Here is a 20,687-nt window from a genome sequence, read left to right on the forward strand (position 1 = left end):
GCTGAATTCGGTCTTTGGACGGAAGTATTATTAAAGGTCACTCTATTGTTACTGTTAAGAAACTATTAAACTCGTTTCAAGGTCGTCCCAGGTGGGTTGCCATCCCCGGTTTCGAAGTGCTGTGCTGTCGATCAGCTTACCACCTTCTCCGCCGGGAAGTGCGCCGGCTACGGTCAGTCCGATCGCATTGGCCGCATCGGTATAAAAAGCTCCCTTAGACGGGTGGGCTGCAGCACAAACATTATAGGTTGTTGAACCGGAATTGGTGTCCAGGCATAAATGAATGGCGGCAATCACGTCGTTTCGGTGGACCAGATTTACCGGTGCGCCGGCATCTGGGATGGGGCGGTCTTTCCCACCGTAGAAACGCCCGGGGTGGCGATCTGCGGCGACCAGGCCAGCCAGGCGGAGGACCGTCACCGGACAGCCCGTTGTAGCTAACCATTCCTCAGCTGCCAGCACAGCGTGAGCGGAGTGCGTCGCTGGTCGGGGAAGGGTCGATTCGGTCAATAGCCCTTCAGCGTTTCCATAAACGCTGGTGCTACTGGTGAAAATCACGGAGGGGGCATCAGAAGTATTCAACCAGTTGGCCAAAGGAGCAAAGCACTTCAGGTAGTTTTCGGTGGTCGCCTCGCCAAAGGCCCGGCCCCGTGGCGGTAAGGTGATGATGAGTACATCACATGCGTCCATGAATTTCGGAGGCAGCGTCTGTGGCAAATCTATGGCAAAGGCCTGTCCTCCCACCGCCTTGATTTTCGAAAGAACCTCCGGCTTCCGCGAACTTCCCCGGACCCGATGACCGGCGTCAATTAACGACTGAAGTAAAGGCATCCCCAACCAGCCGCAGCCAAGTATAGAAATGGTGAGTGGGGTAAAGACAGTAGCAGACATAGTTTAATTTAAACGCAAAATAATTACAAAAAGCAGATTAAGACAAATAATTATCAAATAATTTGTATTAAATATTGCTTTTGCCTATCTTTGTGTAGCAAGTTGTGGGAAGAAATGGTCTCATTTACTGCCTGAAAATAAGTGTTTGATTTGTGCTGGATGCCGGGTGTCGTAGCCCTTGCAACAGGCCTGTGCTTTGTCAGTAAGTGGCAAACTAAATCTGAAAGAATTAAGTGTTTTGAGTGAGTTTTAGTCCGGGCGGAGGAGCCAGACCCGCTTCTCCGCCCTTTTCGCCAATCCAGCCTTCTCTCAACCGTACGATGTGTCAGGCGTTTTCATGATTACGTGACAATATGTCGGTCCAAATGCTTTGGCCCGTTATTCGCGCCACGCATTCTTATGCTACGTATCTTTGCAGCCCATAAGCTGTATAGATACGGAGTTTTTGGCCTGAGACCTTGCCAGCGAGAATAGTTCTTGCACCCCTTTAGGGTTTTTTGGCGAGGACGCAGGTGCAAAGTAATCGTTTTAAAGAAGCCATTTATGTTTAAGAAAGTCCTCGGTAAATTATTCGGTTCCAAGCAGGACCGCGACGTCGCCACCTACCAGCCTGTTGTAGATGAAATTAATGTTGTTTTCGAAGGGCTCTCTTCGCTTACCAATGATGAACTCCGTAATCGGACCCACGATCTTCGTGCACGCATCAATGAACATCTCTCGGCCATCGATGAGCAAATTACCCAATTAAACGCCGCAGCCGAGGCGGAGGATAATTTTCGGGAAAAGGATGCTATATATAAGGAAGTCGATCAGCTGAAAGAACAGCGCGATAAAGAACTGGAGGTAGTACTCAAAGAAATTCTACCGGAAGCCTTTGCTACCGTTAAAGAAGCCGCCCGCCGTTTTAGTCAGGGAGAACTCCGTGTTACGGCTACTGATGCTGATCGGGACCTGGCCGCCAACCCCAAGAAAGACCACATCACGATTGAGGGAGATGAAGCCATTTACAGCAACGTCTACACCGCCGCTGGTGGGGAAATTGAATGGAAAATGGTGCACTACGATGTGCAGCTCATCGGTGGAATCGCTCTGCACGAAGGCAAGATCGCAGAGATGCAGACGGGAGAAGGTAAAACCCTCGTGGCAACCCTGCCAGCTTACCTTAACGGACTCAGTGGTCAGGGCGTAAACGTCATCACCGTAAACGATTACCTCGCCCGACGGGATGCCGAGTGGATCGGCCCGCTGATGGAGTTCCTCCAACTCAGCATCAGCTGTATCGATTACTATAAACCTCACAGCCCGGATCGTCGCAAGGCTTATCAGTGCGACATTACCTACGGCACTAATAACGAATTTGGCTTCGACTACCTGCGTGACAATATGGTCCGCTCGCAGGACGATAAGGTGCAGGGAAAGCACCACTACGCTATGATCGATGAGGTCGACTCCGTGCTGATTGACGATGCCCGGACCCCCCTCATCATCTCTGGTCCCGTTACCGGCAACGCCGATGATAAAGACTATGAAGAGCTAAAACCTAACATCGAAGCTCTGGTCGACGCTCAGAAGAAGATTGCGCACAAGTACCTCACGGAAGCCAAGAAGCTTTTCAAGGAAGGGTACATTGGCGTAGAAGATGGCGAAGCCGGTCTGGCGCTGCTGCGCGCGCACCGTGCCCTGCCCAAAAGCCGCCCGTTGATCAAATTTCTCTCCGAGGAAGGTGTGAAGGTATTGCTGCAAAAGTCGGACAACACTTACATGGCCGAGAACAATAAACGGATGGGCGAAGTCGACGCCGAAATTCTGTTCTCTATTGATGAGAAAAACCGGCAGGTAGACCTCACTGAAAAAGGCGTTGCCTTCCTCTCCAAGTACAACGAAGATCCGCAGTTCTTCATCATGAATGACCTGGCCGATGATATGGCCGAGGTAGATAAACGAACCGACATCTCCGAGGAAGACAAAGTACTGGCGAAGAATAAGATATCTCAGGACTTTAGCGTGAAATCAAAGCGTCTTCACGCCATCCACCAGCTGCTGAAAGCTTACACCCTCTTTGAGCGGGAGAGTGAGTACGTAGTTATGGAAGGCCAAGTGAAAATTGTAGACGAGCAGACCGGCCGTATGATGGAAGGTCGTCGCTATTCCGACGGTCTTCACCAGGCACTGGAAGCCAAGGAAAATGTGAAGGTGGGTGAGATTACCCAGACCTACGCTACCGTTACACTCCAGAACTACTTCCGGATGTACCACAAGCTTGCGGGTATGACCGGTACGGCCGAAACGGAGGCTGGGGAATTCTGGGACATCTACAAACTGGACGTGGTGGTCATCCCGACCAACCGTCCGATTCAGCGCGATGACCGCAATGACCTGATCTACAAAACCGAACGGGAAAAGTACAACGCCGTGATTAACGACGTACAGGAAATGACCGAAGCTGGACGTCCCGTCCTGGTGGGTACCACTACGGTAGAGATCAGCGAAAAACTGAGCCGCCTGCTGCAGGCCCGTGGCGTCGATCACAACGTACTTAACGCCAAACAACACCAGCGGGAAGCGGACATTGTTGCCGAAGCCGGTCGGCCAGGAAAAGTGACCATTGCCACCAACATGGCCGGTCGTGGTACGGACATTAAGATCAACGATGCGGTGAAAGCTGCCGGCGGTCTCGCCATTGTTGGTACCGAACGACACGATAGCCGGCGGGTAGACCGACAGCTACGTGGTCGTGCTGGTCGCCAGGGAGATCCGGGCTCCAGCCAGTTCTACGTTAGCCTCGAAGACAAACTGATGCGGTACTTCCAGAGTGAACGGATTGCCAAATGGATGGACCGTGCCGGCCACCAGGAGGGAGACGTTATTCAGGCAGGCATCGTGACCAAGTCGATAGAAAACGCCCAGAAGAAGGTCGAAGAAAACAGCTTCGGAACGCGTAAGCGCCTGCTCGAATATGATGACGTAATGAACATCCAGCGGGAAGCGATCTACCGTAAGCGGAACAATGCCCTTAGCGGACAGCGCCTGAACCTAGACTTGAATACGATGTTTGAAGGCTTATTGGACGACATCGTCTTTGTGAATAAGCAGAAGAACGATTACGACAGCTTCCGATTTGACGTTCAGCGCTACCTCGGTTTCGATACCGCTATCCAGGCACCGGATTTCAATGAAAACAAAGATATAAACGCACTGGCTGACCGGCTACTGGAGGAATTCCAGGGTTTTTATCAACGTAAAATGCTGTTGCTTGTTGATCGGGTAATGCCGACCATCCGTCGGGTGCAGGAAGAACAACCAGGGCGCTACAAACGAATCATCGTGCCGTTTACTGACGGCAGTACCCACCCGTTGAGCATCACAGCTGATATTGAGAAAGCACTGGAATCAAATGGTCGTAGTATCATCTCCGATATCGAGCAGACGGTAACCCTTGCCATCATTGATGAGCACTGGAAGGAGCATCTCCGCTCAATGGATGAACTGAAAACGTCTACTGCAATGGCTTCCTTCGAACAGAAGGATCCACTGGTGGTCTATAAAATGGAGGCTTACAAGCTTTTTGAAGGATTGGTACGGCTAATCAACGAAAAGACTACTGCCTACCTCGCCAAGGGTGACCTGGTGCTTCAGGCCCCCGAAGATGTTCAGGAGGCCCGCGCTCCTCGCCGGGTGGAAACGCAGAAAACGATAACCAACCGCAGCCAGGAAGAACAGGCGGCACGTCGGGCAGGCGAAGGCGTAAGCAAGAAACAAAAGGTGGAGACTTTCCAACGTGAAGGAAGTAAGACCAAGCGGAATGATCCCTGCCCTTGTGGTAGTGGCAAAAAATTCAAGCATTGTCACGGAAAATAGCCGGGTAATGTTATGGTTGGTCTCAATCCATACGCTTTATGCTTAAAAGGGGGGTTAAGCCTGCGGGGTGCTGTATATTGCGGCGCGGCGTGGGATTAATCCCCCAGTTTTGTTCCTCCATGTCGTTTTTTTTTGCTGTACATAGGTTTGCTTTTTAAGTTATTTAGATAAATCTCCTGATAACGACCTAACTGATTGTCTTTCTTTCGGAACACCGCTGGATGTTAAGTATTTCCATTTGAACAAACTTATTGACCACACTTATTTGTCCCCAGATTGTACGGGGACGATAGTTGACCGTTTATGCGAAGAGGCTGTTGCTAATGCATTTTATGCAGTATGCGTACCTCCCTTCTTTGTAGGCCGCGCGGCCAAAAACCTGGCCGGAACACCAGTCAAGTTGGCTACGGTAGTTGCCTTTCCATACGGCTATGCGGAAACGGCCGTAAAGGTCCAGGAAATTCGTCGGGCAATGGACGAGGGCGCCGATGAACTTGACATCGTCATTAATCTTTCGGCGTTAAAATCAGGAGATTGGCCCTACGTTATTTCCGATTTAACCACAGTAGCTACCACCGTTCGCCTACGGGGGAAGGTCAGTAAGATCATTATTGAGATTACCGAACTTACCGAGGCGGAGAAAAAACAGGTGGTTGACATCTGCAATGAAATCAAGCCGAACTTTGTCAAAACCTCTACGGGGACAAAGGGAGGTGCCACGGTAGACGATGTTAGGTATTTACGCGCTAACTTGCACCCCGATATAAAGATCAAGGCCAGCGGCGGCATTCGCAACAAGAAAAGTTTCGAGGCGTTGGTAGAAGCAGGGGCTGATCGGATAGGAACTTCTTCCGGTTTAGCCATTACCAAGTAAAACCATTTTGTTATGCAGCGTTTTTTCGCCTCCTTAACGTTTCTTATCCTACTGATCGGAAGTAGCCACCTGACGGCACAGTCAGCAGTAGCCATCAATACAGAAACGGGAATTGATGCATTAATGGAACTGTTCCAAACGGAGAATGAGGCAGAAAATAAAGTAGATGGCTGGCGCGTACAGATCCTGGCAACTACGGACCGTAATCGATTGGAAACTGTGGAAAGTGCGTTTAAAGTCAATTATCCAAGTGTTCCCGTTGACTGGGTCCACACCAAGCCCTACTATAAGCTTCGGGCCGGAGCCTTCCAGACCAAGCAGGAAGCTGAACGACTGAAGCATACCCTGGAACGGCAATTCGAAGGCGTTTACCTCGTTAAGGATAAAGTTAGCGAGAACGAACTGCTCCGGATGTATTAGAAGCAATGTTCGGGAACGCCTGCTGGCTTCAGCGTTGACAATAAAAAGCGTAACCCTTCTGGCTCCAACCCCTCCTTGTAGGATCGGAGCTTATGAAAACACGTGCGTTTTCGGTCTAACCATCCAGTGACCATAAGTATTAGCACCAGTAGTCCGCCATCGGCAGGCGAAAAGCATCACCCGTAACTCAGCAACCCGTAATTTCGGATGGCCCTTTCGGTAAAAAAACTCAAGAACGATCTCCCGACGGTCGTCCTCTACATTTTCCTGGTGGTTGCCGGGATGCTGATGCTTTATTCCGTTGACCGACCGCCTGAAGGCTATGATGGGGACTTAATGGCAATATTGGCTTCGCCAATGGGCAAGCAGTTCATCTGGCTGCTGTTATCGTTAGCTGCCTGGTTCGTAATTCATCACTTAATTGACCGGGACCTCTGGGTTGTCGGGTCTTACCCGATTTACGGGGCGACCGTCCTGCTGCTGGTCCTGGTCCTGATATTTGGAAAGGAAATCAATAACGCCCGTTCTTGGTTCAGCTTATTTGGTTTCACCTTTCAGCCGAGCGAGCTCGCTAAATTTGGCACAGCATTAGCCATGGCTGCCTTCTTGAGCCAATGGAGCGAAAAGCTCAATAACCTTGGTGCTATTGGCAGTGGATTACTGATTATGGGATTGCCTGCTGTCTTCATCGTGCTGCAGCCAGACCCGGGGTCCGCGCTGGTTTTTGCCTCCTTCATTATGGTGATGTACCGGGAAGGACTTTCTCCATTGATCGTTATTTTTGGTGGCTTCTCTGCCACAATGTTCTTGTTGGGGATCCTGCAACCAACCTCCGTTCTGGCCGGCGGCTTATTGGGCCTGCTGCTGATCATTATGGCGTTGAACGTACCAAAAGGATTGAAGTGGTGGATGGCTGGAACCTTGGTTGTCCTTGCCGCAGCAGGCTATCTTTTTTATATCGGGACCGGTTGGCCCGTATTGGTTGGCTTAGGTGTACTTTTTGCCGGGGCTGCGGTTTATCATTTGATTAAGCGAAATGGTCAGTTGGTGTTGCTGTCCGCTACCGCGTTAGCCTGGGGAATCCTGATTGCATTTGCGGCCAATTTTATGTTCAACAACGTACTGAGACCACACCAGAAAGATAGGATCCTGGCCTGGCTCAAACCGGAAGGGCTAAGTGAAAGAGGGGCTTTATACAACATCACCCAATCCAAGTTAGCCATTGCCGCTGGTGGTGTATCGGGTAAAGGGCTTGGCCAGGGAACGATCACTAAATACGATTACGTTCCGGAACAAGAAACCGACTTCATCTTTAGTGCGGTGGGGGAGGCTGAAGGCTTCATGGGGTCGATGGCCATAATTCTGGCATTCCTTGCACTGCTTTGGCGGATCAGCGTTATTGCGGAACGGCAAAAACGCACCTTTGTCAGGGCTTACGCTTACGGTGTGGCTGGCATCATATTCATACACATGTTGGTCAATATTGGTATGACAATGGGCGTCATGCCCGTCATCGGTATCCCGCTACCCTTTCTCTCCAAAGGAGGATCGTCTTTGCTGAGTTTTACCATCATGATTGCTGTTCTCCTGAAACTTGATCGGCACAGGGTGGATGTTTAAGCCTGGCTGGTGTGGGTCTTCCTAATCAAAACGGCCCCTAATCCAAATATGGACGAGGGGCCGCGAGATGACTTTAGAATCAGTAATCCGTGGAATACTGCTGCTATGACTAAAGGCTTTTCACCTTGTTTATTTAGGCAGCAAAGCGGTAAAAGATAAGCCTAGGCTGCCGGCGTTATAAGTCTCACCACTGTTCCCTTGATAGTTCATCAAGGTATAGGTAAGGGCCAAGCCTTTCCATCCGGCCTCGAAGCGGGGGCCTGATGCCGTAGGGGTGATCAAGCCTTCATCTGAATCGTCCACTTTGAATTTGATGTTGCGGTGTAGCGCAATGCCGCCACCTACGTGGACGTCATCGGTAATCCGGAAGTGGCCGGTAAAATGGAATGGGATGCGCGTCAATCGGATGTTGATGTTGTCCGCAGCGGTGGTCACATATTTGTACCCCACGGCTGTACGCACGAAAAATTTGTCGACCGAAGGCAGTTGGAACTGAGCGCCCACGAAGAGAGAGCCACCCTGGCCGGCCCTGACCATTTGCGAACCACCGTCAATGAAGAAGACTTCGGCGATCTCGTCACCGCCTAATTCCAAAGCGCCGGCCACAACTAAGCGAACGGGCTTGTTGCTACCTGTTTCCTGCGCCTGAAGCTGGAAACCGGTAAAAAAGAGGCAAACGGTAAGCAGGAAAAAAGCAATTGATTTCATAGTTGGTAATGTGGTTTTATTACCAGATAAGAACGCTGAAAATTCATTCCGTCACTTTAAGCGCCTAAAAAAATGCCTGTACCTGCGCCCGACCCACGTGTGCCGTCTTCGCCTCCCCCGTCTGCCGCCCCTCATAGCTGAGGGTGAGTTGTAAGTACTGCCCCAGTTGGCGGGTTGCGCCCAGGTTCCAGAGTAAATTTCGCCCGGGCTGCAAGCCCTGCAGCAACGCATAGCCTACGGGACTACGGCTGTCCCCTTCCAGCGCAATGTCTATCCAGCGGAAGCGGGCAGTTAACCAGTTTTTATAGTTGCCCTCCAGTTCCAACTCCAACCGGTCGGTGCGTTCGCCGGCTCCGCCGGCGAGGACATTCTCCTCCTGGCCGAAGATCACTTTGGTGACCAGTCGGACGTCCCCCGGCTGCCAGTTGATGCTGGGCTCGAACTTGCGAAGGTCGATCTGGTAGTCCTTATTGTTGAAAAACTCAGAATCGGCAGCGCGTGTACCCACAACACTACTGGCCTCTAAGCTTAGCTGGTCGTTGGGGCGATAACGGAACAGGAGGGTCCAGTCCTGTGTCCGGTTGCTCTCGTATCCAGTAGTGAGGACACGCCGGTTACGCCGGTCGGCGTTACTCAGTTGAACGTCGTATTTTGGGTTCGCCCGATTGAAGAACAGGCCATGGCGGCGCTGGACGTTGAGGGCCACCAGACTGGAATCGGCGACGCCCAACTGCAAAGGGTTCCAGGACTGAATCCGCTCGTCTTCCCGGGTTTTGCGGTCAATGATCACGCTGGTGTTGAGGGCAAAGCGGCGCAGGGCTTTTTTTATGCCTTTGCTCTCCCGCCACAGCCGGGCGGGATCCCAGTTGACTTTCTGGTTGAGGGATACGTTGTCGGTCCGGATAAAGTCGTTGCTGAAAACGGAGACCCTTACGTAATCGCCAATGTCGGCGAAGGGCGTAATCTCCATCTCGTTTGGTTGGATGCGGCCGTCGTTGTTGTACAGGCTGTCTTGCCAGATGTACTGCCCCTGCCCGGGGCCGACGTAGAGGTACTGAAAGTCCACCCGGGGTTCCTGTCCGCTACCTACCTGGTAGGTTGTTTGGGTTCGCAGACTACGCTTAAGGGCATTGATCCTGAGGTCCAGCCGGCCGAGGAAGGTACGGCTGGGGGTATCGTCGACCAACTCCTGGTCGGCAATACGCAGGTCGCGGTAAGTAAAGTTGCCGCCTAGTTTTACGAATTCGCTGGCGGTATAATTCCCCGCCGCGGTCACCTCCCGGGCCTCGGTGCTGGTGGTGAGCTCGTTGTTTTTCGGAAGTAAGTCCGTTCGTTGATTAGCGCTGAGGCTGAAGGCGTAGTTGCTGTTGCCGGGCGCGGCCCGGCCGACGGTGTACCGATCAAATTGGAAGGAGGTCGGCAGCAGGCTGTCTTGCTGGGTGGTCCGGCGTTCAGACCGTTCTCCCAGGTAGCCGGACTGAAGCGTCCACCCTCCCAGTTTGTCGAAGGTCTTGTCGATGCTGAGGGAGGGCCGGCTGAAGGTACCTTCCGCCGTTTGGTCACGGCTGTCGAGCAGGCTGAATTTACCATCCACTAACCAGTTGGCTGCCGCGAGACGGAGGTTGCCGGCATGGCGCCTGCCGGTATAGCTGGTGCCCCGGGTAAACTGCTCGTAATCATAGTCGAGGCGGCCAACGCCTGGTTTCACCATGCCAATACCTCCTCCCAAAATCTGTTCGTTCTCCCGCTCGGGTTGGGACGTACCGAGGCGATTACTGAGGTTCCAGTTGCGGAAAAATTCGGGAGACCGGTAGGGGTTGATGGCATTGAAGGTGGCCTGGACGAACTCGTAGTGACTGCGCCCCGCCACTTGCCAACCCGAGGAGTCCGGTCCGATGTTCAGCACCCGGTCGGCATCGAACCGGAAAGCGCTACCGTTATCGTCACCAGCGTCTTCCCGGCTGAAACGGTTGAGGTCCAACTTACTCCGGGAACCTTCCATCCGGAGACTACCTTCTCCCCTGAAGCGATATTCTCCGCCCAGCGCGATGAGCTGTTGCTGTTCGGGGGCAACGAGGTCGATCAACGGAGCATAATTGCCGAGTGCGGCACAGGTTGCTGGGTCCTGGCCAACGTAGCGGAAGACGCGCTCGTTGGCTGGCCGGTCAGTGTCTAGCTCGTAGTCCCCTCCACCCGGACCACGGTCAGTGAAGGTGGCCACGTAGCGGCCAGAAGTAGAAGCCAGCAAATAAACGGTATCGATGGTACCGCCGGCGCAGGTGTAGGTAGTATCCAGTAAATCGTAGGTCGCCCGCTGCTCCGCCCTGCCTTCGAGGGTGTCCAGGCTGAGGATGGGGATGCCGCCCTGCTGATCACCGAATTGGCTGAGTTGTTCCCGTTGGTTCGCGTTCAGCTCCAGGTCGCCGGTGGCGGTCCGGCTGTCTTGCTGGGTGTAGGCATTGAGGTAGGCGCTGAAGCGCTCGGTATCGTACCGGCTGCCGCCGGTAGCCAGGGTACGGAGGTACCGCTGATCGGCGTATTCGTATTCCGCCGTGATGCGGGCGTCCCGGGTGATGAGCCGACGGGTGGTGAAGGTGAGCTCGGCGAGGTTGTAGTCGATGACGTAGTCGCCGTCGAGGCCCCGGGTGAGCAGTTGCCCGTCGAGGTAGATTCGTTCGGTGCCGGCCAGGATGATCAGGAACCGTTGTCCACCACCGTTGCCGGTGAGTTTGTAGGGCCCTTGGTTGCCTTCTACGGGTTGGATCTGCTGGCGGGTGAACTGGCCGCGGGCTACGGCTATGCTGGCGGTGTTGAGGAGCGTTGCTCCTCTCCCCGGACTTTGTCCGACGCTGCGCGTCTCACTTCTTCCGGGGTTGAAGCGGTTCGATCCCTCCGGGATCTTGCTGGAGGTTCCTTGCTGTCCAACTCCCCCTGCACCCGCGTCCGCGCCCGAAACAGTCGTAAAAGTAGCCCCCTCCAATTTTTTGAAGAACCGAAGAAAATACCCGTCTGGATTCCGCAACTCGTAATCTCCCGCAGTGAGTTGGGTACGGTCCTTACGCAGTTGAATGAAGATCTTGTCGAACTCCCGCAGCTGCTGCGTGGTCCCCTCGGGTTGTACCGGCAGGCTCTCGTCGGTGATGGCGGCCGACACCTCAATGCCGTTGCCCAATTCGCCGTTCATCTGAAGATTGAAGGCGGAGTTCAGCACCAGGTCCTGCCGGTTGCCGAAGCTGATGGCGCGGCTGAAGCTGCCACTCGTGCGCACCTTCCCGTCATTGTCGAGCAGGCCCGAGCGAACGTACTCATTGTAGCCACCTATGACGAGCCCGGCCTCTTCCTGGATCAGCTGGCTGGAATCCAGCAACCTGACCGTGGCGTCGAGCGCGAAGGGCAGCACCCGGTAGCGCAGGCGAACCGAGTCTGGCAAATCATCGGCACGCCAAACGAGGTACCTGCCGGAAATCTGGTGGGGCGTAGCGGGAAAGATCGTGAGGCTGCCGGGGACGATCATCAAGCTGTCGACCAGCTGGCCCGCCGGGTTGACGGCTACCACGGTATCGCGCAAATTGGACAACGGACTGGTCTGGGCCATAAGCCCGCCAGTAACCAGCAGGAGTGCTGGTAACCACCAAATCCACGTCTTCGATCCGATCACGGTAAGGGGAACGGTTGAAGAGGCCGCTTTGGTTTGATCTTAGACAGTTTCGTGCCATCGCCCGTCTGTCATTATACGTATTCTTCTTTAGCGGGGCTGGTCGCCTCTGTTTTGACTAGTTCGTTTATCCTGGGTTGCAAGATCCAGACACCAACTGGAAAAAACCAGAGAAGGAAAAACTCACCGATGAAATCACCTAAACTCACGGGGCGTTGCAACTCGGCTAGTTTGATCGTTTTAGCCGAAAAATACAAGCAGTATATAATGCAAAACATCGTGAAAAGATGAAGTCCCAGAATGATTATCAAAACAAAATTTCCACCAATCGTGGAGGATACCATGACACTTAGTAACGGAAACACAACGGCAATAACCAGAAGAATATAAGCGACCGGAAACACCAACGCTACTTTGAAAAAGCGTGTAGAGCGACGTAAAGCAATGGGAACTCTGGACTGGAGGCCAGATCCGACGGAGTACAACCAAGCAAGTAAAAGGCTGAATAGCCAGATGGGAGCAATGAGGAGAAGGGGGAAAAAGAAAGCCGGCAATGGGTCAAATCCCCCTACAAGACCGCCAGTGGTAATACCTAGAAATATCATTTGAAAAATCAGCGGAAATCCAATGATTAAAGAGAATAGTTGCCAGTGCTTGGCCTTCAAAAGGCGAGAGGTCATGTGTTAAGGGGCTTTGATAATCTTGCCTAAAGGTAAGGGCGCGGCCGCAGGTGTGAGTAAAAGGATTTAAGGGAGCAAAGGGTGAAGAGGCTGGGGTTTAAAATTTGCAATGAGCAACTTCTATACGAGTGGTTTTTTTAGGAAAATGAATTGGTAGCAACTTTTACACGTGCATTTGGTTTCTAATACGTACAAAGCGAGATCATGGCAGCAACTAAGCTTACACTACGGCTAGACGATAACGTAATCGAGAGGGGAAAGGCTTTTGCGAAAGAGCAAGGAACCAGTTTGTCTAAACTCATTGAGCAATTCTTGAGCGAAGTAGCTCCCCCAATTAAGCAGGAACATATAGCAATTGAGCCCGATCCTGACATTCTTGCTCTTATGATTCCAAGAAAAACGGGAGGGTCCTTTGCTGGAAATGCTGATGAACTTGGTGAATACTATGACGCTGTCAGCACGAACCACCTTAGTTCTGAAGTAGAATGATAGTATATCTCGACGTGAATGTAATAGTAGATTATGTGACAAGCGGAGAGCGTTTTGGCAGAGAAGTAGCTGAAGTACTCACCTTTGCCAAACAGGGGGATTTCGTGGTGGTAACGGATCCAAACACCTTTGTCATTGCCTTCTTCCGTATGAACAAAATGGTTAAGAACCCTGAAAAATGTAAAAGGATACTTTCCGAAGTTCGCAAGATGGTAGGATGTGTTAATATGGATGCTAAAATTTTGGACTTGGGGCTAGGACGAGAGATACCCGTAGACCTGGAAGACGGTGTTCAAATTGAAGCGGCCTTAGCAGCGAAAGCCGATATATTTCTGACAAACAATAAGAAGCTGCTTAAACTTAAGGACCTAAAAGTCATGACAACGGAGAAATTTCTTCAAACTCGACCGTTCAAAAAATAGTGATCATTTACGTCCAATCATCCACCTCGTCCACCCGTTTCAGCGGCGCTTCTTCCCGTAAATCCTCTACAAAGCGGCACCACTCACAGTCGTCTTCTCCGCAGCCGGAAAAGTTCTGCGCCTGGATCCCCTCCCAGGCTTCCCGCATGATGGCGCGCAGCGCATCCTGGTCTTTCGGCCCCATACTGACACCGACCTCCGGTTGCTTTCCGGCAGCGTTGACCAGCAAGAAGCTGATCTTGCCTTCCTTGACCCGGCGGATGTTACCCGGCCGGTTATTGTAAAGCAGCTTGTAAAAATTGAGTTGTCGCCAGTAGCTTCCGCCATGTGGATTAGAGGCCGTAGGGGCTTTAGTTTTCTTACTTAGGGCTTGCTTACCGGAACCACTGGTTTTATAGTCCACCACGCGAACCCAGGCGTCGCTAAGTATGTCGACGCGGTCGATCATGCCTACGAGCGGGATGCCGTCGACTTCCACGTTCCGGATCAGTAGTTCCACTTCTACGTCTGCCAGCCATGTCTTCCGGTAAACATCGTGGTAGCGGGCCAGCTCCCGCTGGCCCTGGCGCAGTCGGTTGTCGAAACTTTCGGGGCGCAGCAGCCCCCGGCGTTTGCCAAGGGCCTGTTCGAAATTGTACAGTAGCTCCTCCTTGCTGGGAAACATATTCATGGTGTCCCGCTTCATCCGCAGGAAGTAGGTCTCCAGGGCATCGTGCAGGGCTGATCCGTAGAGCGTCTGTTCCCGCTCCAGGTCAGGTACTTTGAGGAGCTTTTCGTAGAAGAAGGCCGTAGGGCAATTCAGGTAGCTGTACAGCGCGCTGACGCTCAATCGGAAATCCTTGAGCAGTTCGGCGATGGCCGATGCTTCCAGGCCGGGGAGGCGGCTTTGGTCGGTGGGCTGAAGTTGGAGCGCGACGGTGGTCGCCGTTTCTTCGGCAGTCAATCCGGCTTGCTCAATGGTGAGGCCGGCTTCGGCCACCAGTTCGTCGATGAAGGAGACACGCTGCTGGGCCTTGCCTTTGGTGTCCTGATCGGCCACCGACATGACGACTTCGGTTTTCGCCCTGGTGATGGCGACAAAGAAAAGACGCCGTCGGGCTTCGTCTTCACTCTCCGCTCCCGTGTAAGTGAGGGTGTCCGGCAGTTTGAATTGGCTTTTACTGCCACGGCTTTTGCCCCACTGCGCTTCCGCGCAGTCGAGCAGCCAGACTTTATCGAATTCCAACCCTTTGGCGCTGTGCGCCGTAACGAGCAACACCGCTTCGGCCTGGTCGAGGTGGCTGCGGAGCGGCAGTTGGATACGGTTTTCGTCCATTTGCCGGAGGGTCTCCAGCAAATCTCCGAGCATAATGCGCGGCCGGCGGGCGACTTCCGCCACGGTGAAGTCGGCAAAGGTAGCCAGGTGTTGGAGTAGTTCTGCGCGGTTGGGGTGGCGCAGCACTGTGGGGAGGAGGCCTGATCCGTTCATGGCCCGTTCGACGTATTCTGTGAGCGGGTAAAGCCCGATTTCTCCGATCATGTCTTCCAGCCAGTCGGCGGTAATTTGAATGGAGTCGCCGTCGCGCAGGTCCGTAGGCCAGCGGGCGGGCATTTGCAGGAAGTCGCGCCAGGTGGGGAAGAAGCCTTCGGCATTTTTGCTGGCCAGCCGGGCGCGGTTGAGCCGCGCCAGGTCGTGTGGCCACAGGCCGAAACACCTAAAGTGCAGGACGCGGAACAAGAGGTACTCTCCGGTTCCCGGTCGGCCGTACTCGGCTTGCAGGTAGGTCAGTAGATCGAGCAGTTGGCGGACGGGCCGGCCGTTGAGTACGTTAGGACGGCGTTTGCTGTGGTACGGGATGTCGGCCCGTTCCAGCAGATGGCGCAGCTCGTTAGCCTGACCGTGTTTGGCGTAGATGATCGCCATCTCCGACCACGGCGTACCGGCAGTGTGCCACTGGCGGAGTTGGTTGATCAGGTAGCCGGTTTCCTGGTGGGGGTCGGGGAAGGAGAGGATTTTTACGGGCGGGGTCGCAGGTGCGGGGGAGGTTGGAGGAGCAGTTTCTTCCCGTTCCGCACGAGCGAAGCGAGCATCCCCGTCTCCCCTCTCCGGGGGAGAGGGGCCGGGGGAGAGGCGACTGTGCTCCTCATCCTTTCCCTGCACCCGCGTCCCCGCCGCCACCAAAGTCTTCTCCTCCGCCAACCCCGGCAGCGTATTCCCAATCCGCAGCTCATTCTTACTAATGAGCGTAGTCGCGACATCCAGAATTTCCTGCCGGCTGCGGTAGTTTTCCGTCAGGGTAACCAGTTTGACGTCGCCGTACCGCTGGAAAAAATCGGTCATCGATCGGAGGCGAGCGCCCTGAAACTCGTAGATGGCCTGGTCGTCGTCACCTACTATGAAAACGTTGGGCCGTTCCCAGTAATCTACTAAGCTGCGGACAATCATATCCTGCGCGCCGTTCGTGTCCTGAAACTCATCCACCAACACGTATTGGTACCGTTCCTGGTAGGCCTGCAGCAGGCTGGGAAAATCGTTGAAGGCCCGTAGCACCCAACCGATCATGTCGCCGTAGTCGTAGCGCCGTTCTTTGCGCAGGGCCTCCTGGTAATCGGGGAACAGATGGATCGCGGCTCGGAGCCGCTTCATGCGTAGCGTTTCTTCGTCGATGGTCCCTTGCTTTGGGTCGCCTTTGACCTTGTCTTTATACTTTTTCTTGTAAGTGAAGTCCGGATGCGTCGGCAGGCTCACTACATATCGATCTATCTTTTGGTCGATGTCATCGATCTCCCAGTTCTCCGCTTTGATGGCGCCGAAGAGGTGCTTCAAGTGGGGTTCGTAGAAGTAATTTTCGTGGTACCCCTGGCGCAATGGCGTGTTCTGCTCCAGCCCGTCGAGTAAGCTGCGGATGATGCGTATCTGCTCCAGTTCTCCCAAGGGCTCCAGGTCCGGCTTGCCGAAATACTGGAGGTTTTGTTGGATCAGATTACTGCAAAAACCGTGGAAGGTGAAAATGCCAATCCGGTGCGCCTCAGGTCCGATAAATTTCAGCAACCGCTCCCGCATGGCCTTCACTCCCGCTTCGGTGAAGGTGAGGCAGAGGATGTTGTGAGCGCCAGTATCGGTCTCCGTCAGAATGTTACCGATGCGAGCGGCGAGCAAATGGGTTTTACCCGTTCCTGGGCCAGCCAGGACCATAACCGGACCGTCGATCTTTTCCACGGCGGCGCGCTGCGCCGGGTTGAGGCGGTCGAGCTCGGTTTGGAAGGTGGTATTATAGAAGAACTTGTTTTTCAACGCTGATGAACTGATGATCAGTAAGTCAGTAAGGTAATGTTTTGGGTCGACAGTAGCTGAGGGCTTATCCGCCTCCGGTCTCCTTCTCCTTGCTTGGATCCTTCTTTCGTGGCCTGATCTTGAGAACTGTTTTACTTGGGTCGATTTTAATTTCTTTCTTCTTGATCTCCCTGTTTTTTACCGGGTTGAACTCCGCATAACTCGGATCATATTCCGCCCAGCCAATGCACCACGCGGTCAACTCGTCGACGATCAATTCGCCCTTGTTTTGGTGGGTGTTTATCATGATTGAAAAGGGCCATCGTTCTATGGCATTCTGTGCGCTGGTTTCTGTCTGGCTCCGGCCCATGTATAAATCCCAGGCCCCAAATTGGTGGAGTAATTCGTGGATAATGACGTATCGATCAGTAATCATACCATAGGTGCTTCTACAATACACAATGGCGAGGTCGACGTCTGCCATGGACCAGTAATTAAAGGCGTGGCTACGGTTATTACTCTTTACGAACAGCAGGATTTTGAACTTGTCCTCCTTCATGGTCACCCGGTTGTAGGACATAAAAGCCTCCAGATCACGGTAATTTAGTTTATCCAATACTGCATTGGTCGTTTTTGTTGGGGACTGTCCAATGATTGGCGTCTTGTCAAGAAAAATTACCGAGCCGTTATCCCGTGAGAAGTAATCCTCGTCAAATTCTAATTGCTGCCCATAATACTCCGCCTCAGTAACGATCCAGTCACGCGCCGCTGCATATTCCTTAAGGGTATAATCGATCTCATCATCCTCCCAATTACCTTCTGGTGTCTCGACGAAAACGCTGAGGATTTTCACCTCGTCGGTCAAAGAAAGGTATTCCTTACTACTGAACTGACCAGGGCGTTGAGCGGATAATACTATTGGAAACGCAAGGAGTATTAATAAAAATCTGAAGAGCATAATAGGCTTTATTACTAGGTGTATCTCAATTAAGCTATTACTTCCCCCCCACAAACAACTGCGAAATCGACTTATTCTCGTGTGTATTCCGAATGGCGTGCGCAAAAAGCGCAGCAGAGGAAAGTACCTTGATCTTCGGAGAAATCTGCTTCAGCGGAACGGCATCACAAACAATGAGGCTTTCCAGCCGTGACTTCTCGATCTTCTCGTAAGCATCGCCGCTCAGAATTGGGTGGGTGGCGATGGCACGGACGGACCTGGCGCCTTTTTCCATGATCAGGTCAGCGGCGCGGCACAGCGTACCGGCGGTATCGACGAGGTCATCCACCAGAATGACGTCGGCGTCTTTCACGTCACCGATCAGGGTCATACCGGCGATTTCGCCGGCACGTTTGCGGTACTTATCACAGATCACGACGTTGCGTTCGTAGTGCTTGGCGTAGTCGCGCGCGCGCTTTACGCCGCCCATGTCCGGGCTGGCGAAAGTGACGTTGGTCATATCCTGGCTGTCGAAATACGGGATGTAGATGGCCTGGCTTTTGAGGTGATCTACCGGGATGTCGAAAAAGCCTTGAATCTGATCGGCGTGCAGGTCAAGCGTCATGATGCGATCGGCACCTGCTTCTACGAGCAGGTTGGCAATCAGTTTGGCGCTGATGGGGACGCGCGGTTGGTCCTTCCGGTCCTGGCGGGCGTAGCCGAAATAAGGCATTACGCAACAGATGTAACCGGCCGAAGCACGGCGGGCCGCATCGATGGTCAGTAGCATTTCCATCAGGTTTTCGTGCGGCTGAAAGGTACTGCCGATGATGAAGACGTATTCCCCCCGTACACTCTGTTTGATGATGGGTTGCATCTCTCCGTCGTTGAACTTGGAGACCATCAACTCGCCCAGTTTTTGGCCGTAGGCGGTGGAGATTTTATCAGAGAGGTACTGGCTGCCAGTGATGGAGAGCAGGGTGACCTCGTCGGTCATCGGGGTGAGGCGGGGCTTGTGGGACATGGAGCAAAGGTAGGGCGATTCTCGATTCTTGATTAGCGATGCTCAATTTTTGATTTTATGCCGCAAATTGACGCTACGATCAACCCCACCAAAGACTAAAAGCTATATTACCCGTTCAAACAAAAACTATGACGGAGAATAACGGCTTTACGGACATCAGCACCATAGACGAAGAACAGCTGCCCATTCCTCGTCACAAACTCCACGGGTGGCTGCATTTTTTAGGTATCTACGCTGGCGAGCACGTAGCGGCTACCGAATTCGTGATCGGTGCCACCTTCGTAGCCCTTGGTGCCACCACCCGGGACATTCTCCTCGGCCTCCTCATCGGTAACATCCTGGCCATCCTCAGCTGGACGCTGATCACCTCCCCGATTGCCGTAGATACCCGCCTTAGCCTCTACACCTACCTGAATAAAATCGCCGGCGACTCCATGACGAAGCTCTACAACTGGGCCAACGTAGTCATCTTCACCGTCATCTCCGCAGCGATGATCACCGTCTCCTCAACGGCCGTTCGCTTCCTTTTCGACATCCCCGCCCAGCTCAATTGGTACCCCACCAACGTCTGGTTCGTGCTGATCGTGCTGATCGTCGGCGCCATTGTGGTCTTCGTCGCCATGTACGGGTTCAATGCTGTGGCCGACTTCTCCAGCATCTGCGCACCCTGGCTTTTCGTGATGTTCACTTGCGGCGCCCTGGTGCTGTTGCCTGAATTAACGAACGCCGTAGTGGGCCACACCTCCCTGGCTAACTGGAGCGAATTTCTCCTGATCGGCGACCAATCGATATGGACGGGCGTCAACAGCGATGGGGAACCCGGCATCGGCCTGCTGGAAGTGATCGGCTTCGCCTGGGCGGCCAATACCCTGACCCACTTCGGGCTGATCGACATGGCCCTCTTCCGTTACGCGAAAAAGAAATCCTACGGTCTGACGACCAGCTCGGGCATGCTCTTCGGGCACTACATCGCCTGGATTTCGGCGGGCATCATGGGTGCTGGCGCAGCCGTGCTGCTCGGCAAAGCCATCGTCGAACTAGACCCGGGCGACGTGGCCTATTACGCCCTGGGTATGTCCGGTTTCGTGATCGTGATCGTGGCGGGCTGGACGACGGCCAACGCGAACCTTTATCGCGCCGGACTGGCCGCGCAAGCCATTTTTACCAATCATTCCCGGGAGCGGACCACTCTCGTGGTTGGGGTATGTACGGTTATCGTGGCCTGTTTTCCTTTCGTATTCACCAAAATCCTGCCGCTGCTTACCTACGCCGGGCTATTGGTCGTGCCGGTAGGCGGCATCGTTTTTGCCGAGCATGTGCTGTTCCCAAAACTTGGGATGACCCGCTACTGGCTCGGTTATCGTGGACTGAACCACAGCACGCCCGCCGTAACGGCCTGGGCCGTAGGTCTCATTTTTGGCTTCGGGCTGAATGCCCTTGACGTCATCTCTTTCTACTACCTCTTCCTCCCCACCTGGGTGGTGACCATGGCGGTCTACATCCTGATGGCCAAACGCTACGGTGCGGGCGAGAAATACCCCGAAGCAGAAGCCGCTGCCCGCAAACAAGATAACCGCATCGAAGCCTTTCAGGAACAGCAAGCCAACGAGGCTACCGAATTGGTGGCCGATGTTTCGGTACTTTCCAAGCTACTGCTGGTCCTCGCAGGCGCCAGCCTGCTGCTCATTCTGGTGCTGGGCTTGCTAACCATGTTTAATAGCCCGGACTTGGTCACCTACGAAGCCAATCGAGCGCGGTTTTACCGCTACGCTTTCATTGGTACCCTGGTCTACTTTGTAGCTGCCTACTGGCGGCTACAGCGCCAGAAAAAGCTTAACCCCGTTCAAGCCTAGAGG

At 53.5% G+C, this 20,687-nt stretch carries 14 protein-coding genes; 7 read left to right on the forward strand and 7 right to left on the reverse strand.

Annotated features, from left to right (window positions below; all coding sequences use genetic code 11):
- Positions 1 to 54: 54 nt before the first annotated feature.
- The gene (locus B036_RS0109600) at positions 55 to 891 is read right to left on the reverse strand and encodes an NAD-dependent epimerase/dehydratase family protein (protein ID WP_020568493.1); all 837 of its coding nucleotides are present in this window, start codon (positions 889 to 891) and stop codon (positions 55 to 57) included.
- A gap of 543 nt (positions 892 to 1,434) precedes the next feature.
- Here B036_RS0109600 and secA point away from each other — a divergent pair.
- From secA to rodA, 4 genes are all read left to right on the forward strand, one after another.
- Positions 1,435 to 4,749 carry a preprotein translocase subunit SecA gene (secA, locus tag B036_RS0109605; RefSeq protein WP_020568494.1) on the forward strand — a complete coding sequence of 1,105 codons (3,315 nt, stop codon included), beginning with the start codon at positions 1,435 to 1,437 and terminating at the stop codon, positions 4,747 to 4,749.
- Between the two features lie 238 nt (positions 4,750 to 4,987).
- Positions 4,988 to 5,623 (forward strand): deoxyribose-phosphate aldolase, encoded by a 636-nt coding sequence (gene deoC / locus B036_RS0109610; RefSeq protein WP_020568495.1) that lies wholly within the window; start codon positions 4,988 to 4,990, stop codon positions 5,621 to 5,623.
- A 12-nt stretch (positions 5,624 to 5,635) separates the two neighbouring features.
- Positions 5,636 to 6,043, forward strand: coding sequence for an SPOR domain-containing protein (locus tag B036_RS0109615; RefSeq protein WP_020568496.1), 408 nt, complete (start codon positions 5,636 to 5,638; stop codon positions 6,041 to 6,043).
- Positions 6,044 to 6,250: 207 nt separating this feature from the next.
- Positions 6,251 to 7,663 (forward strand): rod shape-determining protein RodA, encoded by a 1,413-nt coding sequence (gene rodA / locus B036_RS0109620; RefSeq protein WP_020568497.1) that lies wholly within the window; start codon positions 6,251 to 6,253, stop codon positions 7,661 to 7,663.
- 129 nt (positions 7,664 to 7,792) lie between these two features.
- Here rodA and B036_RS0109625 read toward each other — a convergent pair whose 3' ends face one another.
- From B036_RS0109625 to B036_RS0109635, 3 genes are all read right to left on the reverse strand, one after another.
- Positions 7,793 to 8,371 (reverse strand): hypothetical protein, encoded by a 579-nt coding sequence (locus B036_RS0109625; protein WP_020568498.1) that lies wholly within the window; start codon positions 8,369 to 8,371, stop codon positions 7,793 to 7,795.
- A 64-nt stretch (positions 8,372 to 8,435) separates the two neighbouring features.
- Complete coding sequence (locus B036_RS0109630; RefSeq protein WP_020568499.1) at positions 8,436 to 11,966, reverse strand: hypothetical protein; 3,531 nt, start codon at positions 11,964 to 11,966, stop codon at positions 8,436 to 8,438.
- A gap of 134 nt (positions 11,967 to 12,100) precedes the next feature.
- Complete coding sequence (locus B036_RS0109635; protein WP_020568500.1) at positions 12,101 to 12,706, reverse strand: hypothetical protein; 606 nt, start codon at positions 12,704 to 12,706, stop codon at positions 12,101 to 12,103.
- Positions 12,707 to 12,910: 204 nt separating this feature from the next.
- Between B036_RS0109635 and B036_RS28780 the strand changes: the two genes are divergently transcribed.
- On the forward strand, positions 12,911 to 13,195 hold the full coding sequence (locus tag B036_RS28780; protein WP_020568501.1) for a DUF6364 family protein: 285 nt from the start codon (positions 12,911 to 12,913) through the stop codon (positions 13,193 to 13,195).
- Positions 13,192 to 13,617 carry a type II toxin-antitoxin system VapC family toxin gene (locus tag B036_RS0109645; RefSeq protein WP_020568502.1) on the forward strand — a complete coding sequence of 142 codons (426 nt, stop codon included), beginning with the start codon at positions 13,192 to 13,194 and terminating at the stop codon, positions 13,615 to 13,617. The genes B036_RS28780 and B036_RS0109645 overlap by 4 nt, the downstream gene beginning before the upstream one ends.
- Before the next feature lie 7 nt (positions 13,618 to 13,624).
- On the opposite strand, the gene B036_RS0109650 is transcribed toward B036_RS0109645, so the two are convergent.
- The 3 genes from B036_RS0109650 to B036_RS0109660 all read right to left on the reverse strand — a co-directional run bounded on the left by B036_RS0109650 (position 13,625) and on the right by B036_RS0109660 (position 18,831).
- A complete protein-coding gene (locus B036_RS0109650; RefSeq protein ID WP_020568503.1) occupies positions 13,625 to 16,891 on the reverse strand; it encodes an ATP-dependent helicase in 3,267 nt (1,088 codons plus the stop codon).
- A gap of 64 nt (positions 16,892 to 16,955) precedes the next feature.
- Positions 16,956 to 17,828, reverse strand: coding sequence for a hypothetical protein (locus tag B036_RS0109655; RefSeq protein ID WP_026231847.1), 873 nt, complete (start codon positions 17,826 to 17,828; stop codon positions 16,956 to 16,958).
- A 37-nt stretch (positions 17,829 to 17,865) separates the two neighbouring features.
- Complete coding sequence (locus B036_RS0109660) at positions 17,866 to 18,831, reverse strand: ribose-phosphate pyrophosphokinase (protein WP_245557456.1); 966 nt, start codon at positions 18,829 to 18,831, stop codon at positions 17,866 to 17,868.
- A gap of 128 nt (positions 18,832 to 18,959) precedes the next feature.
- Between B036_RS0109660 and B036_RS0109665 the strand changes: the two genes are divergently transcribed.
- Positions 18,960 to 20,684 carry a purine-cytosine permease family protein gene (locus B036_RS0109665; RefSeq protein WP_020568506.1) on the forward strand — a complete coding sequence of 575 codons (1,725 nt, stop codon included), beginning with the start codon at positions 18,960 to 18,962 and terminating at the stop codon, positions 20,682 to 20,684.
- Positions 20,685 to 20,687: the final 3 nt, after the last annotated feature.

The organism is Neolewinella persica DSM 23188 (assembly GCF_000373105.1).
Lineage (GTDB): Bacteria > Bacteroidota > Bacteroidia > Chitinophagales > Saprospiraceae > Neolewinella > Neolewinella persica.

Coding starts and splice junctions, on each gene's coding strand:
- B036_RS0109615 (WP_020568496.1), top strand. CDS start 5,636: ATGCAGCGTTTTTTCGCCTCCTTAACGTTTCTTATCCTACTGATCGGA.
- B036_RS0109630 (WP_020568499.1), bottom strand. CDS start 11,966: ATGGCCCAGACCAGTCCGTTGTCCAATTTGCGCGATACCGTGGTAGCC.
- rodA (WP_020568497.1), top strand. CDS start 6,251: ATGGCCCTTTCGGTAAAAAAACTCAAGAACGATCTCCCGACGGTCGTC.
- secA (WP_020568494.1), top strand. CDS start 1,435: ATGTTTAAGAAAGTCCTCGGTAAATTATTCGGTTCCAAGCAGGACCGC.
- B036_RS28780 (WP_020568501.1), top strand. CDS start 12,911: ATGGCAGCAACTAAGCTTACACTACGGCTAGACGATAACGTAATCGAG.
- B036_RS0109645 (WP_020568502.1), top strand. CDS start 13,192: ATGATAGTATATCTCGACGTGAATGTAATAGTAGATTATGTGACAAGC.
- B036_RS0109600 (WP_020568493.1), bottom strand. CDS start 891: ATGTCTGCTACTGTCTTTACCCCACTCACCATTTCTATACTTGGCTGC.
- B036_RS0109660 (WP_245557456.1), bottom strand. CDS start 18,831: ATGTCCCACAAGCCCCGCCTCACCCCGATGACCGACGAGGTCACCCTG.
- B036_RS0109635 (WP_020568500.1), bottom strand. CDS start 12,706: ATGACCTCTCGCCTTTTGAAGGCCAAGCACTGGCAACTATTCTCTTTA.
- B036_RS0109655 (WP_026231847.1), bottom strand. CDS start 17,828: ATGCTCTTCAGATTTTTATTAATACTCCTTGCGTTTCCAATAGTATTA.
- B036_RS0109625 (WP_020568498.1), bottom strand. CDS start 8,371: ATGAAATCAATTGCTTTTTTCCTGCTTACCGTTTGCCTCTTTTTTACC.
- B036_RS0109665 (WP_020568506.1), top strand. CDS start 18,960: ATGACGGAGAATAACGGCTTTACGGACATCAGCACCATAGACGAAGAA.